13 protein-coding genes are annotated in these 13,807 nt (G+C 54.0%); 4 read left to right on the top strand and 9 right to left on the bottom strand.

Features of this window, described 5'->3' with window-relative positions:
- Positions 1 to 5: 5 nt before the first annotated feature.
- Positions 6 to 1,688 (top strand): methyl-accepting chemotaxis protein, encoded by a 1,683-nt coding sequence (locus ACTU44_RS15480; RefSeq protein WP_114098315.1) that lies wholly within the window; start codon positions 6 to 8, stop codon positions 1,686 to 1,688.
- 70 nt (positions 1,689 to 1,758) lie between these two features.
- Here the strand turns inward: ACTU44_RS15480 and ACTU44_RS15475 are convergent, their stop codons facing one another.
- Positions 1,759 to 2,919: a GNAT family N-acetyltransferase gene (locus ACTU44_RS15475; RefSeq protein WP_462095855.1), complete on the bottom strand. Its 1,161-nt coding sequence runs from the start codon at positions 2,917 to 2,919 to the stop codon at positions 1,759 to 1,761.
- 242 nt (positions 2,920 to 3,161) lie between these two features.
- On the opposite strand from ACTU44_RS15475, the gene serA reads away from it, so the two are divergent.
- A complete protein-coding gene (serA, locus tag ACTU44_RS15470; protein ID WP_462095854.1) occupies positions 3,162 to 4,403 on the top strand; it encodes a phosphoglycerate dehydrogenase in 1,242 nt (413 codons plus the stop codon).
- A gap of 82 nt (positions 4,404 to 4,485) precedes the next feature.
- On the opposite strand, the gene ACTU44_RS15465 is transcribed toward serA, so the two are convergent.
- The 5 genes from ACTU44_RS15465 to ACTU44_RS15445 all read right to left on the bottom strand — a co-directional run bounded on the left by ACTU44_RS15465 (position 4,486) and on the right by ACTU44_RS15445 (position 8,102).
- Positions 4,486 to 4,968 (bottom strand): GNAT family N-acetyltransferase, encoded by a 483-nt coding sequence (locus ACTU44_RS15465; RefSeq protein ID WP_462095853.1) that lies wholly within the window; start codon positions 4,966 to 4,968, stop codon positions 4,486 to 4,488.
- A 72-nt stretch (positions 4,969 to 5,040) separates the two neighbouring features.
- Positions 5,041 to 5,688, bottom strand: a complete 648-nt coding sequence (aat, locus tag ACTU44_RS15460; protein ID WP_114098312.1) for a leucyl/phenylalanyl-tRNA--protein transferase — start codon at positions 5,686 to 5,688, stop codon at positions 5,041 to 5,043.
- 214 nt (positions 5,689 to 5,902) lie between these two features.
- Entirely contained in the window at positions 5,903 to 7,252 is a 1,350-nt protein-coding gene (accC, locus tag ACTU44_RS15455; RefSeq protein WP_114098311.1) for an acetyl-CoA carboxylase biotin carboxylase subunit, read from the bottom strand.
- Positions 7,253 to 7,269: 17 nt separating this feature from the next.
- Positions 7,270 to 7,722 carry an acetyl-CoA carboxylase biotin carboxyl carrier protein gene (gene accB / locus ACTU44_RS15450; RefSeq protein ID WP_114098310.1) on the bottom strand — a complete coding sequence of 151 codons (453 nt, stop codon included), beginning with the start codon at positions 7,720 to 7,722 and terminating at the stop codon, positions 7,270 to 7,272.
- Between the two features lie 11 nt (positions 7,723 to 7,733).
- The gene (locus tag ACTU44_RS15445) at positions 7,734 to 8,102 is read right to left on the bottom strand and encodes a type II 3-dehydroquinate dehydratase (protein ID WP_114098309.1); all 369 of its coding nucleotides are present in this window, start codon (positions 8,100 to 8,102) and stop codon (positions 7,734 to 7,736) included.
- A 286-nt stretch (positions 8,103 to 8,388) separates the two neighbouring features.
- Between ACTU44_RS15445 and thiS the strand changes: the two genes are divergently transcribed.
- Positions 8,389 to 9,384 carry a sulfur carrier protein ThiS gene (gene thiS, locus ACTU44_RS15440; protein WP_462095852.1) on the top strand — a complete coding sequence of 332 codons (996 nt, stop codon included), beginning with the start codon at positions 8,389 to 8,391 and terminating at the stop codon, positions 9,382 to 9,384.
- A gap of 129 nt (positions 9,385 to 9,513) precedes the next feature.
- On the opposite strand, the gene ACTU44_RS15435 is transcribed toward thiS, so the two are convergent.
- The 3 genes from ACTU44_RS15435 to ACTU44_RS15425 all read right to left on the bottom strand — a co-directional run bounded on the left by ACTU44_RS15435 (position 9,514) and on the right by ACTU44_RS15425 (position 12,411).
- Complete coding sequence (locus ACTU44_RS15435; protein ID WP_462095851.1) at positions 9,514 to 10,275, bottom strand: DsbA family protein; 762 nt, start codon at positions 10,273 to 10,275, stop codon at positions 9,514 to 9,516.
- Between the two features lie 76 nt (positions 10,276 to 10,351).
- Positions 10,352 to 10,963 (bottom strand): hypothetical protein, encoded by a 612-nt coding sequence (locus tag ACTU44_RS15430; RefSeq protein WP_462095850.1) that lies wholly within the window; start codon positions 10,961 to 10,963, stop codon positions 10,352 to 10,354.
- 92 nt (positions 10,964 to 11,055) lie between these two features.
- Positions 11,056 to 12,411, bottom strand: a complete 1,356-nt coding sequence (locus ACTU44_RS15425) for a M48 family metalloprotease (protein WP_336082705.1) — start codon at positions 12,409 to 12,411, stop codon at positions 11,056 to 11,058.
- Between ACTU44_RS15425 and ACTU44_RS15420 the strand changes: the two genes are divergently transcribed.
- The gene (locus tag ACTU44_RS15420) at positions 12,398 to 13,786 is read left to right on the top strand and encodes a gamma-glutamyltransferase (protein WP_462095849.1); all 1,389 of its coding nucleotides are present in this window, start codon (positions 12,398 to 12,400) and stop codon (positions 13,784 to 13,786) included. The two genes, ACTU44_RS15425 and ACTU44_RS15420, sit on opposite strands and share 14 nt — an antisense overlap.
- The last annotated feature ends 21 nt before the right edge of the window (positions 13,787 to 13,807 follow it).

The raw sequence follows: 13,807 nt of genomic DNA, 5'->3' as shown, positions 1-13,807 counted from the left end.
ACGTCATGAACTTCTTTAAGAACCTTTCCATTCCTGCCAAGCTGACGACCTGCTTTGCGATCATGATCGCTGTGATCCTTATGGTTGCAGCGGCTGGCATGTTTGCGACGATGCAGGTCAAATCCGCAAACGAGCAACGCGACTACCTGTCAACCTTTGAACGGGATTATCGAGACCTTGATCGCGCATATCTCATGGCACGTCAGGAACTGATCTATTTCCTGACAACCGGTGATCGTGCCGGTCTTGTGAGCTATGAAAAGTCGCTTGAGGAAATCGACACCCGCACGGACGTTATTAAAACCTATGCTTCAATCAACAGCGAAGTCGCCGGTCTGATTGAAGCAATGGACGGGGCAATTGATCGCTGGGAAGAAATCGCCGGTCAGCAGGCAAAGCTGATGCGCCATTATCTGACGGTCAACCATGCGCGTGCGATTGAAGCATCAGGTGAGCCGCGTGAACTCTCTGATCAGGTGAGTGCTCTTGCAAGCCAGCTGGCGCAAGTGATTGACCAAATGGTTCTGGATGTCGAAAGCAGGGTCGATCAGGCCATGCGGATTTTCCAGGTTACGCTCGGGGTTGGAGTGGTTTTGCTGATTGCGATGGCGGCCCTGTTCGGAGGCACTTTGTCACGAATGATCGCAACGCCAATCCGCAAGATGACCGAAGCGATGGGAAGCCTTGCCTCAGGTAATTTGGATATTGAAACCCTTGACATGAAGCGCAACGACGAAGTCGGTGCGATGGCCAAGTCGCTTGAGGTTTTCAAGGAAAATGCCCGTGAACGTGCCCGTATGGCCGAGCAGGAAAAAGTCGAGGCCGAACGCCAGGTCGCGCGCAGTAAACGTATGGGAGTCCTGACCAAGGGATTTGATGAAAAAATCCAGGATGTCCTGACCTCGGTAAATGCAGCACTTGATGAGGTCCGTTCTGCTTCGGAAACCCTGACATCGCATGCGGTTCGCGCCAATCAGGATGCCCAGTCCGTGGCCGAACAGGCACAGGAATCATCAAGTAATATCGAAACGGTGGCCTCGGCCACGGCACAGCTTTCGGCATCGATCTCGGAAATCTCGTCGCAGATCGCACGGGTTACCGAAATCACCCAGCTTGCTGTTGGTGAAACCGAACGGACCAATGAACGGGTCGAGAAGCTTAATGATGCGGCACAAAGTGTTGGCGAGGTTGTCAACCTGATCAGTGACATTGCCGATCAGACCAATCTTCTGGCGCTAAACGCAACCATTGAGTCTGCCCGTGCCGGCGAAGCGGGCAAAGGCTTTGCCGTTGTGGCTGGCGAGGTTAAAAATCTTGCCTCCCAGACGGTCAAGGCGACCGAACAGATCACGGCCAAGATCGCCGAAATGCAAAGCGAAACCGGTGCTGCGTCCGAAGCAGTTCGCGGCTTTGCCGAAACAATTCAAAAAATCGATGAATTGATGTCGGTGGTCGCAAGTGCGGTAGAAGAACAGGGGGCAGCAACCGAGGAAATCTCGCGCAGTGTTGAAGGTGCGGCAAACGGTAACGTCGCCATTTCAAATGCGGTCAAAAATGTTGCCGATGCGACAACTGAAAGCGGTGATCTTTCCAATGGCCAGCTTGACAGTGTTGGCAAGCTTGCCGCGGCCAATGACGAGTTGCGCAGCCATGTGAACGGCTTCCTTGATGACGTCCGTGCCGTCTGATTGCTGAAAACATCCAGAAAAAAGGCGCAAGGTATAAACCTTGCGCCTTTTTCATATCTGAACGGCCTGCCTACTTGTTTGGCTCTGCATTGCGGTAGGGGCTGTGTTCGGCAAGGATATAGTCGCGGTCTTGCGTGATATGGCTCTGTTCCTGCTTGAGAAACTGGGCAACGGCACGTCGCAGACCTTCATCCGCAATCAGATGGGCTGAATGTGTGATCACCGGTTCATAGCCGCGCTGGATCTTGTGTTCGCCCTGTGCCCCGGCCTCGACCGTTGCAAGGCCATGGGCAATCGCAATATCAATCGCCTGATAATAGCAGGTCTCGAAATGCAGAAGCGGGGTGCGATCAATCGTCCCCCAGTTGCGTCCATAAAGCGTGTTTGATCCGATCAGATTCAAGGCACCCGCAACCATGTCCTCATCGCGAAATGCAGCGACCAGAACGGTTTTATCGCCGATCCGTTCATGGAGAAGTTCAAAGAACTCACGCTTCAGATAGGCCTGTCCCCATTTTCGGTCGGATGTATCGCGATAGAACTGATAAAACCTGTCCCAGTGACGGGGTTTAAGGTCATCCCCGCGCAATGCTTCAAACCGGTAACCGGCGTCAAGAACCTGCTTGCGTTCCTTGCGCAGGTTCTTGCGTTTGCGCGAATTCAAGGCCCCGAGGAAGTCATCAAAACTTTGATAGCCGCGATTATGCCAGTGATACTGGATGCCGGTTCGACGCAGGAAACCCGCATCCTCCATCAACCGGCTCTCGTCACTGCTGCAAAAGGTCACATGTAACGTCGCCATGCCGAGTTTTTCGGGCAGCATCGCCAGACCATCAATCAGGATACGACGCACACGATCAGGATCCGGGTGATCGTCTGCGACCAGAAGGCGCGGGCCGGGCACCGGGGAAAAGGGCACGGATGATTGCAGTTTGGGATAGTAACGCCCCCCGGCGCGCTCATATGCCTCTGCCCAGCTCCAGTCGAAAACATATTCGCCATAGGAATGGGCTTTGACATAAAGCGGCACAATGCCAACCGCCTGACCGGCGTCATCATTCAAAACCAGATGAAACGGTTGCCAGCCAGTCTGGGCGGTCGTCGATGCGCTGTCTTCCATTGCCGAAAGGAATGCGAAGCTGACAAAGGGATTGTCTGTGCCTGCGCATTTGTCCCATTGGGCTTGGCCGATTGCGTGGATATCGGTGACGGTCTTGATTTCGGCAGACAAGATTTTATCCCCTGAACAGGCAACGATCTGGCAGTGACCCCTTGGCGGGCCTTTGTTTTTGTACGCATTAGCCGGTATATGCGTTCAGAAGATAGGGGCAATGCATATTTACGCAAGGGAAAGCCTTTGACGGACGCGCTTCAAGGCCCTATTTCATTGGTCCACGGGCCGTTATGGAACGGCCTGACAAACGGCTCGGGGATGATCCCGTGTCGCCCTCGCGAAGAAAAGGATGGTGCGCCGTGAACAGCAAACTTTCGTTGGAGAAGGACAAGATCAAGATCGTCCTGCTCGAAGGAATCCATGAAAACGCTGTAAAGATGTTCAAAGAGGCCGGCTACTCTAATGTCGACCACTACCCAGCTGCGCTCGACGCGGACGAACTCAAGTCCGTTGTCTCCGATGCGCATTTCCTGGGCATCCGTTCCCGCACCAAACTGACCGAAGAAGTTATTGAAGCTGCTTCCAAGCTGACCTCGATTGGCTGTTTCTGCATCGGTACCAATCAGGTTGACCTGACGGCCGCGGCCATGCGTGGCATTCCGGTATTTAACGCACCGTATTCGAATACCCGTTCGGTTGCTGAACTGGTTCTTGGTCAGATCATCATGCTGCTTCGCGGTGTTCCGCAGCGTAGTGCCGCAGCCCACAAGGGCGGATGGCTTAAAAATGCCAAGGGTTCATACGAAGCCCGCGGAAAGACCCTTGGTATTATCGGTTATGGTCATATCGGCTCGCAGCTGTCGGTTCTGGCAGAATCGCTTGGCATGAACGTCATTTACTTTGACGTGATCAACAAGCTTGCGATGGGCAATGCGACGGCCTGTGCATCAATGGATGAACTGCTTGCGAAATCCGATGTGGTGTCGCTGCATGTTCCGGCCAACGAGCAGACCAAAAACATGATCACCGCAGCCGAAATCGCCAAAATGAAGAAGGGTGCGCATCTGATCAATGCTGCACGTGGCAATGTCATCGTCATTGATGATCTGGCCGCGGCCCTGGAAAACGGCCATCTGGCCGGTGCTGCCCTTGACGTGTTCCCGGTTGAACCGGCAGGCAAGGACGAAGAATTCGTAAGCCCGCTGCGTGGTATGGATAATGTCATCCTGACCCCGCATATCGGTGGTTCCACCCAGGAAGCACAGGAAAATATCGGGATCGAGGTTGCTGACAAGCTGATCACCTATTCCGATAACGGATCAACCCTCGGTGCGGTCAACTTCCCGGAAGTTTCGCTTCCGGTCAAGGATCGCTCGCACACCCGTTTCCTGCATATTCACCGCAACGTTCCGGGCGTGCTGTTGAAAATCAACGATGTCTTCGCATCGCGCAGCATCAATATCAGCGGTCAGTATCTGCGTTCTGAAGGTGGTGTTGGTTATGTCGTCGTCGAAGTCGACGAGGAAATCAAACCGGGTGCCGGCGTTCGCAAGGAACTCGCGGCTATCGAGGGGACGCTGCGTGTCCGCTTCCTGTTCTGATTTTCAGAGCCGTTAGACAAAAAACATGAACAAGGGCGGGTGCCAGATGGTACCCGCCCTTGTTCTTTTCAGACTGAATATCCTAGAGCTTGCGATACATCACCAGTGCGTCGGTTTCGCCAAGTTTGGGATGCATGAAAGCACCGGGCAGGCGTCCGACAATTTCAAAGCCAAGCGTTGGCCACAGATGCACGGCGGCTTCGTTGCTGGCAATTACGAAATTGTATTGCATTGCGCGGTAGCCAAGTTCTCTGGCGCGCACAAACGAATCTTCGCCCATGCGTCGGGCTATGCCCCGTCCGGTTGCTTTGGGGGATGTCATATAACCGCAGTTACATACATGCGATCCGCCGCCACCCTGATTTTTGCGGATGTAATAGGTGCCAACGATCTCGCCTTCTTCTTCGGCGACCAGCGTGACCTTGTCCGGCCCCATCCAGTAGGCGATGACCTGATCATCATCCATATTGCTGTCGATGGCATAGGTTTCACCGGCCCGCAGGGTCGGGGCAACGATCTCAAGAATGGCCGGGATATCTTGCTTGGTGGCGGGGCGGATATTCATGATGCGGGTGGCTCGTTTGATATGTGGGGCAGGGTGCTTGCAGGTGCGCTGATTTCGCAAGGTGCTTGCAGCTTAACTATCGCCGCCTGAAAGGGTTTGTTCAAGGAATTCCGGTTCGACCTCGAACGGAAGATTTGCCCGCCCTGCCAAGGCCTTGGCAAGTTCGTTGCGATATCTTTCACGCGGGATTTCCAGAACGCCAAACTGCTTGAGATGATCATTCACAAACTGTGTATCAAGCAGGCTGAAGCCGCCCTGCCGCATCAGGGCAACCAGATGGACAAGGGCAACCTTGGACGCGTTGGTTGCGCGCGAAAACATGCTTTCGCCAAAGAATGCCTTGCCCAGACTGACACCATAAAGTCCGCCGACCAGTTCGCCGTCTTTCCATGCCTCTATCGAATGCGCGCAGCCCATTTTGTGAAGCGCGCAATAGGCTTCAAGGATATTGCTGTTGATCCATGTGTCATCGCGGGTTTCGGTTTGTTCTGCGCAGGCGCGGATGACATCGGGAAAGGCGCGATCTACATGGATTTTATAAGTGCCTTTGCGCACAGCCTTTTTGAGGCTGCGCGGGACATGAAACCCGTCAAGCGGCAATACGCCTCGCCATTCCGGATCAATCCAGTAAAGGGTTGGATCGTCATGGCTTTCGGCCATGGGAAACAGACCGACGGAATAAGCGCGGATCAAAAGATCAGGGGTCAGCTGGTTCGACATGATCGCAGTGATAATTGTTTCTGTCCTGTCTATCTGGGGTCAATTTACATATGAGAACGGAGGCAAGCCAGACAAGGGATCTTGTCAAATCTAGACGCGCGATACCATCAGGTTAGACCCGGATCGATTAATTTTTTGATGCTGATTTGATGAAATATGCAGACAAAAAAACGGGAACCCGAAGGTTCCCGTTTGAAATCTGTATCATTTGTGATCAGAGGGTCTTTCTCATGCCCATGAACTTTTCCAGCCAGTGGATGTCATAATCCCCTTTCTGGATGTCAGGGTTGGCAAGAAGGGTCTGATGCAGCGGAATGGTGGTTTTGATACCGCCAATCGCATATTCAGCCAGTGCACGGCGCAGGCGCATCATGCATTCTTCGCGATCACGACCATGAACGATCAGCTTGGCAATCATGCTGTCGTAATAGGGCGGGATCGAATAGCCGGTATAGATACCACTGTCGACGCGTACGCCAAGGCCGCCCGGTGCATGATATTCCTTGATCTTGCCCGGTGACGGGACAAAGGTCTGTGGATCTTCTGCGTTGATACGGCATTCAATGGCGTGACCGTGAATTTCAAGGTCTTCCTGTTTGAATGACAGTTCAAGGCCCGCAGCAACGCGGATTTGTTCACGCACAAGGTCAACGCCGGAAATCATTTCGGTGACCGGGTGTTCCACCTGAAGACGGGTGTTCATTTCAATGAAATAGAACTCGCCATTTTCATAGAGAAACTCGATGGTGCCGGCATTGCGATAGCCCATGCCGATCATGGCATTGGCAACCGTGGAGCCGATCCGCTGGCGTTCTTCGACCGTCAGGGTCGGAGATGGTGCTTCTTCGAGAACCTTCTGGTGGCGACGCTGCAGCGAACAATCGCGTTCAAACAGGTGAACAGCATTGCCGTGACTGTCACCAATGACCTGCAATTCGATGTGACGCGGTTTGCCAAGGTACTTTTCCATGTAAACGGCAGCATTGCCAAAGTTCTGCAATGCTTCCTTACGGGTCATGGAGAAGGCTTCTGCAAGGTCTTCTTCGCGTTCAACGACTTTCATGCCACGGCCGCCGCCGCCGCCCGATGCCTTGATCAGGACCGGATAGCCGATTTCCTTGGCGCATGTGCGGGCTTCGTCAACGGTAGTGATTTCACCATCAGAACCCGGAACGCAGGGAATGCCAAGTTTTTCGGCGGTTTGTTTTGCCGTGATCTTGTCACCCATCATGCGGATATGTTCCGCGGTCGGGCCGATAAAGACAAAGCCGTGTTCTTCGACCATGGCTGCGAAATCGGCGTTTTCCGACAGGAAGCCGTAACCCGGATGGATGGCTTCGGCGCCGGTGATTTCAGCAGCCGAAAGAATGGCCGGGATATTCAGATAGCTGTCTTTGGATGCAGGCGGGCCGATGCAAACCGATTCGTCGGCCAGACGCACATGCATTGCGTCAGCATCGGCGGTGGAATGCACCGCAACAGTTTTGATGCCCATCTCACGGCAGGCGCGCTGAATACGGAGCGCGATTTCGCCGCGGTTGGCAATCAGGATTTTGTCGAACATGCGGTTCTTGCCCCGGCTTATTCAATAATGATCAGCGGTTCGTCATATTCGACCGGATGGCCGTCGGTCGCCAGAATCTGGCTTACTTTGCCTGATTTCGGCGCACGGATCGGGTTGAAGGTTTTCATCGCCTCGATCAGCATCACGGTCTGACCTTCGGAAACACTTGACCCGACCGAGATGAACGGAGCAGCGCCCGGTTCCGGTGCGAAGTAAACAACACCGACCATCGGTGATTTTACAGCGCCCGGATGCGAGGCAGCATCAGACGGAGCCGCTGCAACAGAGGCAGCAACCGGTGCCGGAGCCGCCGCAACCGGGGCTGCAGGAGCCGCAGCAACCATGGTGCCCTGGCGGGCAACGCGAATGCGGTTGTCACCAGCGGCAACTTCAATTTCGGTCAGATTGGTGTCGTCCAGCAGCTCGGCGAGCTGGCGAATGGCGTCATTGTCGATGTTGAACTTGCTCATTTCGATATCTTTTATGATGGTGTGTGGATCAATTCGCGCATGGCATCCAGGGCGTGTTTATAACTCTGGGAGCCAAAGCCATAGATCATACCGTTTGCAGCTTTCGAGACGTTTGCTTCTAGTCTGAATGCGTCCCGCTTTTGAATATTGGACAGATGGACCTCGATCATCGGCATATCTGATGCCCCAATCGCATCGAGGATCGCAACCGATGTGTGCGTATATGCCCCAGCATTGCAAAGAATGCCAGACTCTTCTTGTCGGGTTTCCTGAAACCAGTCAACCAGTTCACCTTCTTTGTTGTCTTCATGGCAGATGGCCCTAAGGCGCTCAGCCGTGTCATTGACTTCACATCGATCGTTGATCACGTGCAATGTCATCTTACCTCAGACATCCATTCGGTTATCGCATCCGGTTCCGATCTGGCACCTTATGTCCAACTTTTGGTGTTGCGTTTATAACACGACCAAAGTCTGACGCAACTTTGCAATAGTCTTGGCAATGCAGCATTGCATAACCGGTTTGCCATTCTTCATCGTCTTCGGGATGACTTTCCGCACATGAATGCTTAAAAGCCTTGGATGACGACTTGCCTCAGGCCGGGTCGCTGCGCATACTGCGCGGCAATCATGAAGATTTTAATACCACAGGGATTGAACGAAAAAGATGCTTCTGACGATCAACGGTGAAGACCGCAATATCGAGAATGCCGTAAACGTTGCCGAATTGCTTGGCGAGCTGGGCATTGCTGCAACCAAGGTCGCGGTTGAACGCAATCTCGAAATCGTTCCCAAAACAGCCTATGGCGAGACGCCTCTTGTTGATGGTGACAAGCTCGAGATCGTCCATTTTATTGGTGGCGGTTCGCAGGAGGCGGATCTTGCCGCAGCGGATGACGACGGGTTCGTCGTTGCGGGCAAAAAGTTCTCCTCGCGTCTCCTGGTTGGTACCGGAAAATACAAGGATTTTGATGAAACCAAAATCGCGATTGAAGCATCGGGGGCCGAAATCGTCACGGTTGCTGTGCGTCGTGTCAATCTGACCGATCCCAACCAGCCGATGCTGGTCGATTATGTCGATCCGAAGAAATATACCTATCTGCCCAATACAGCGGGTTGCTTTACGGCCGATGATGCCGTCCGGACCCTGCGCCTTGCGCGCGAAGCAGGTGGCTGGAACCTTGTAAAACTTGAAGTGCTCGGGGATCAGGCAACGCTTTATCCCAATATGCCCGAAACACTCAAGGCGGCCGAAGCCCTGATCAAGGATGGCTTTGATGTCATGGTTTATTGCAGCGATGATCCCATTCAGGCCAAGATGCTTGAAGACATGGGGTGCTGCGCCATCATGCCGCTGGGATCACTGATCGGGTCGGGCATGGGGATTCTCAATCCGGTCAATATTGCCCTGATCAAGGAACATGCCAATGTGCCGGTTCTCGTCGATGCCGGAGTTGGTACGGCGTCTGATGCCGCGGTTGCCATGGAGCTTGGCTGTGACGGGGTTCTTATGAATACCGCGATTGCCGGGGCAAAGGATCCGATCCGCATGGCTCGCGCGATGAAGCATGCAATTATTGCGGGCCGTGAATCCTTCCTTGCTGGCCGGATGCCCAAGAAGAAATATGCCGACCCATCTTCGCCCTTGGCAGGCATCATCTGATTTTCGAGTTTGGCAAATAGCTCAAAGGCCCGTTTCGAAATCGAAACGGGCCTTTGTTTTTTGTTCGCAGACCGAAATGGCGTGGCTACAAATGTAGTCCGTCTCTGTCGCGCGTGATCATTGCGAAAATCACGATGCCTCTTCGAGACCGGCTTTCACAAGCGCATTGACACGGTCCATATCCGCACCGGAGACCAGACTGCCATTGATGATAAAGGCCGGTGTGCCACTGATGCCAACGGTGCGTGCCATTGCGGCATACTGGGCAATCATGCCGCCGATTTCCGGCGATTTCATATCTTCGCGCATTTTGGTCACATCGACGCCAGCACCAGCAGCAAGCTCGTCAATCCGGACATCATCAAGAAGACCACGGTTGCTCATGAAGGCTTCGTGGACTTCCATGTATTTGCCTTGCTTGTCAGCAGCCAGCGCAGCACGCGCGGCTGTGGCACTCTCTTCTCGCAGGATCGGGAATTCGACAAAAATCGTGCGAACCTTGCCGTCATGTTCCTTGGCAATGTCCATCACGCCATCGAATGCACTTTTGCAATATCCGCAATGATAGTCAAAGAACTCGATGACTGTAACGGGTGCATCAACCGGGCCGATAGACGGTACAGAACTGTCGGCAACCAGTGCATCCCAGACAGGTGTGATGGCCTCTGCCTGCTGGCGGGCTTTTTCGGTTGCCTGCCAGATCTGGACATTCTGAATGGCGCGCAGAAGAACTTCGGGATTCTTCATCAGGTAGTCTTCGATCACGCTTTCGACTTCGGCCTTCTGACCTGCATTAAGGGCTTCGTCAGCCTGCGCAATCGATGCACCAAACAGCATGGTCGTTGCAATCGCGCTGCAGCCAAGGAAGCGTTTAACAATCTGGGAATTCATCGGGAGTCCTTCTGTGACTGTGGCCGCTTATGGCCTTGGAATTAGTGTGTTGGTTCTGTGATACGTGATCAGGTGTCTAACGGGAAAGTAAAATTTGCGTCAGATAGGTGATCCCACTCACAGACGCCTTGTGGTCGCGACCGGGCACAATACCGATCCAGACCAGCCGGACTTCGTCATTTGGGGTATCCGGCCAGTAGTGGCGGTAAAGGGTTGAAAGGTCGAAGTATTCGCGCTGCCATTCTCCATATTGTACGGTGCTTTGACCAATCGGAATACGTACAAGTTGATCCATGAACGGTTTGCCCGATCCCAGATCGCTTTCATTCCAGTTGCCCTGATCCTGTTTACGAAAACCAAGCTCAAGCTCAATGTCCCCGACCTGTGCCGTGCTGTTGAACTGCCAGTCAAAAGACAAATAGGGTGAAGCCAGAACAACCACATTGGTTCTGCGTCCGATCTCGAATGATCCGACACCCGGACGCACTGCCAGCGCGATATTCCCGTCCTTATCGACCCATTGAAGCGGTGTATCTGCGCGGGAAAGCTGTCCCGGGTTGATTTTCTGGCTGACGGTCCAGTAAGGCGGCGGACGGTCAAGCGAAAAGGGCGCATATAACAGTTTCAGATCACCTGCGGCATCAACCCCGGCATCGGGCAGTGAACATCCGGCGACTGATGCAGACACAAATATCGAGCATGATAAATATGTTATGCGTCTAAATGCCGTGAATCTTGCCAAAGATATTTTGTGTCCAGCGCGACGCAGCAGACGACCGATCACTTCGGCGCATCCCTGCCCGGTGTTCCGTCAGGATTTGTGGCCTGCAAGATATCCTGTGCGCGTAGCCATGCTGCCGTTCCTTTTTCAAGTTTTCGGTCGGCCTGTACCGCGTGATAGCTTGCAGCCTGACGGTCACCGGTCAGAAGGCTGTATTCGGCCTGTGACAGCGATGCCTCGCCCTCATTACCAAGACGGCTTTCAACGATTGCACGGAAACGCCAGGCAGATGCATTGCCACGCTCTCGCGACAAAACGCCCATCAGGGTGGTTTTCGCTGGCTCGAGAAACGCATTATCACCGGTTTCGATCATCGCATGCGCCAGTAAAAGACGGATCAGAGGAGCACCGTTCGAAAGTTCGACCGATTTTTCAAGCGGCGCTATTGCGTCATTGGCGCGACCGAATTCCAGAAGAACCTGACCTTTGAGTTCCTCGAAATAGGGGTTGGACGGCTCAACCGCGATCAGTTTTTCAATGATCTCAAGTGCCGGATCCAGTTCGGAATTCCGGTAATAGGCAATGGCGCGCGCATATTGGCCGGCAATGCTGGTATCGCTTTCGGGATAGATGCGCAGCGTGTTCTGGATATGGTTGGTAAAGGCATAAAGTTTGGCGCGCATGCGGGCATGGCGCTCGTAAAACTCGGCGCTGACCCTGGCGTCTTTCAGTGATGAATTAGCAACGTAATTTTCCAGAAACTCGACACGTTCGGTGGTCAGCGGGTGACTGCGCATATACGGATCCTGACTTGCCGTGCTCAGCAATTCCTGACCTTCAAGCGTTTCCATGAATTCCATCATGCCACGTGCGGAAATGCCCGCCGCTGTCAGATATTTGACACCGGCCTGATCGGCACTGCTTTCCTGTGTACGGGAATAGGCCAGAAAGTTACGCGTCGCAATATTCTGACCACCCAGAATCGCCGCCGTCCCCACATCGGATCTGCCCGCGGCAACACCGGCAGCAACACCTGCAATGGTCGACAGGATCGAGATTGCAGAGGCATTGCGCAGTTGATCATGCACGCGCGAAAGGTGCCCGCCGGTGATGTGACCGGTCTCGTGGGCCATGACCCCGATAACCTGTTCTGGAGTCTCTGCTTTTAACAACAGCCCAGTATTGATAAAAAGCTTTTGTCCACCGGCAACAAATGCGTTCAAGCTGTTGTCAGAAACGATATAAACAGACACACCGTTCGGATCGAGCCCCGCTGCCTTGAAGATAGGTGTGGCATAGAGACGAAGGGTATCCTCGATCTCGGTATCGCGGATAAAAGAACGACCCTGCGCCAAAACCATGCTAGGCAGGGCAACAAGGAAAATGGCAGTGAGAGTTAAAATGCGTCTGAGCAAAATGTGCGTTCCATATTTTCGTTCGACTGATGTCGGTTCCGTGCCGACGCGCAAGCCATCATGGCGGATCGCGTTTGCAATCGCAATGACTGCCGGACTTGCGGCCTGTGGTAGTACTAATACAGAAAATCTTGGTCAAATAGGGGCAGTTACCGGATATTTCGGTGGTGTTGTCGCCGATGAGCCGCGGGCAGTAAGGGTTGCGCGCGACGTCCTGTCTGCTGGCGGGACGGCTGCGGATGCTTCTGTCGCGCTGTATGCGACCATGACAGTAACCAAACCATCTGTTGCTGGAATTGGCGGCGGCGGTGTGTGTGTCGTTCACGAACGCGCAGGCAAAAAGGTCGAGGTTCTTGATTTCTGGCCGCGTCCGGGGACTCGAACCAGTGCAGGTCAAACCGCAACCACGATTCCGGCCGTTCCGCGTGGTCTATATGCACTTAGTGCGCGCTTTGGGCGCCTGCAATGGGCGTCACTTCTAAGTGCAGCTGAACAATATGCCCGCCTTGGTGTGCCGGTATCGCGCTCACTTGTGAACGATATTCAGGCCAACCGTGCGCGCATCGAAGCTAGCCCGGCCTTGCGCAAGACATTCATGCCCGACGGCAAGTTGCTTGAAGTTGGTGATCGTATCCGTTCGGTCAATCTTGCAGCACTGCTGACATCGCTGCGTGTCAAGGGACCGGGTGATTTCTATAACGGTGCGCTTGGTGCAGATATTGCCGCAGCCGTCCAGAATGCCGGTGGCACGCTTACGGCTGACGATTTGCGCAATTATCGTCCGGAATGGAAAGCGGCGACCGAAGTCAAACATGGCAATGAAATTGTCTATCTTGCCTATCCGCCGCGTTCAGCAAGCGGACCATCCGTCATTACCGATGGCAGTGATGTTGCCGAAATCCTGAACCGTTATCTTGCCGATATCGCGTCTGGGGATTTGTCCGGGCAGGCACTTTCGGGTCGCAGTGGCTTTGTTGTCGTCGATCGTGCTGCCAATGCTGTTGCCTGTATGACGACCATGAATACGCCGTTTGGTGCGGGCCTTGGTGCAGATGCCTTTGGTCTTAACCTTGCCGCTGGTGATGCCGCACAGGCGGCTACGCCGCTGATCGGCCCGGCCCTGATGGTGAACCCGTTTGTCTGGGAATACTACTATGGCATTGCCGGGACGGGCACACCGGCCGGTGCAACCAAACAGATTGCCACCATGGCCGAAGATCTGATTGGTGCCGGTGCGGCATCGGGAATTACCCTTAATTCCCAGGGTGCGTCTTCGGTCAATGTGATCCGCTGCCTTGAAGGCGTGCCCCCCCATCCGGAAAGTTGTCAGTTCGTGGCTGATCCGGCGGGCGGTGGCATGGCCGGTGTTCGCTAACAGGACATTTCAACAGGGCAG

The organism is Thalassospira sp. SM2505 (assembly GCF_054901115.1).
Note: the sequence above shows the minus strand (reverse complement) of the source record. Positions and strands in the feature narration are given on the sequence as shown.

Bases quoted from the DNA above. Each gene is read 5' to 3' on its own strand.
- ACTU44_RS15465 (WP_462095853.1), bottom strand. From the start codon at position 4,968: ATGAATATCCGCCCCGCCACCAAGCAAGATATCCCGGCCATTCTTGAG.
- ACTU44_RS15480 (WP_114098315.1), top strand. From the start codon at position 6: ATGAACTTCTTTAAGAACCTTTCCATTCCTGCCAAGCTGACGACCTGC.
- accB (WP_114098310.1), bottom strand. From the start codon at position 7,722: ATGAGCAAGTTCAACATCGACAATGACGCCATTCGCCAGCTCGCCGAG.
- aat (WP_114098312.1), bottom strand. From the start codon at position 5,688: ATGTCGAACCAGCTGACCCCTGATCTTTTGATCCGCGCTTATTCCGTC.
- ACTU44_RS15420 (WP_462095849.1), top strand. From the start codon at position 12,398: ATGCGTCTGAGCAAAATGTGCGTTCCATATTTTCGTTCGACTGATGTC.
- accC (WP_114098311.1), bottom strand. From the start codon at position 7,252: ATGTTCGACAAAATCCTGATTGCCAACCGCGGCGAAATCGCGCTCCGT.
- ACTU44_RS15435 (WP_462095851.1), bottom strand. From the start codon at position 10,275: ATGAATTCCCAGATTGTTAAACGCTTCCTTGGCTGCAGCGCGATTGCA.
- thiS (WP_462095852.1), top strand. From the start codon at position 8,389: ATGCTTCTGACGATCAACGGTGAAGACCGCAATATCGAGAATGCCGTA.
- ACTU44_RS15445 (WP_114098309.1), bottom strand. From the start codon at position 8,102: ATGACATTGCACGTGATCAACGATCGATGTGAAGTCAATGACACGGCT.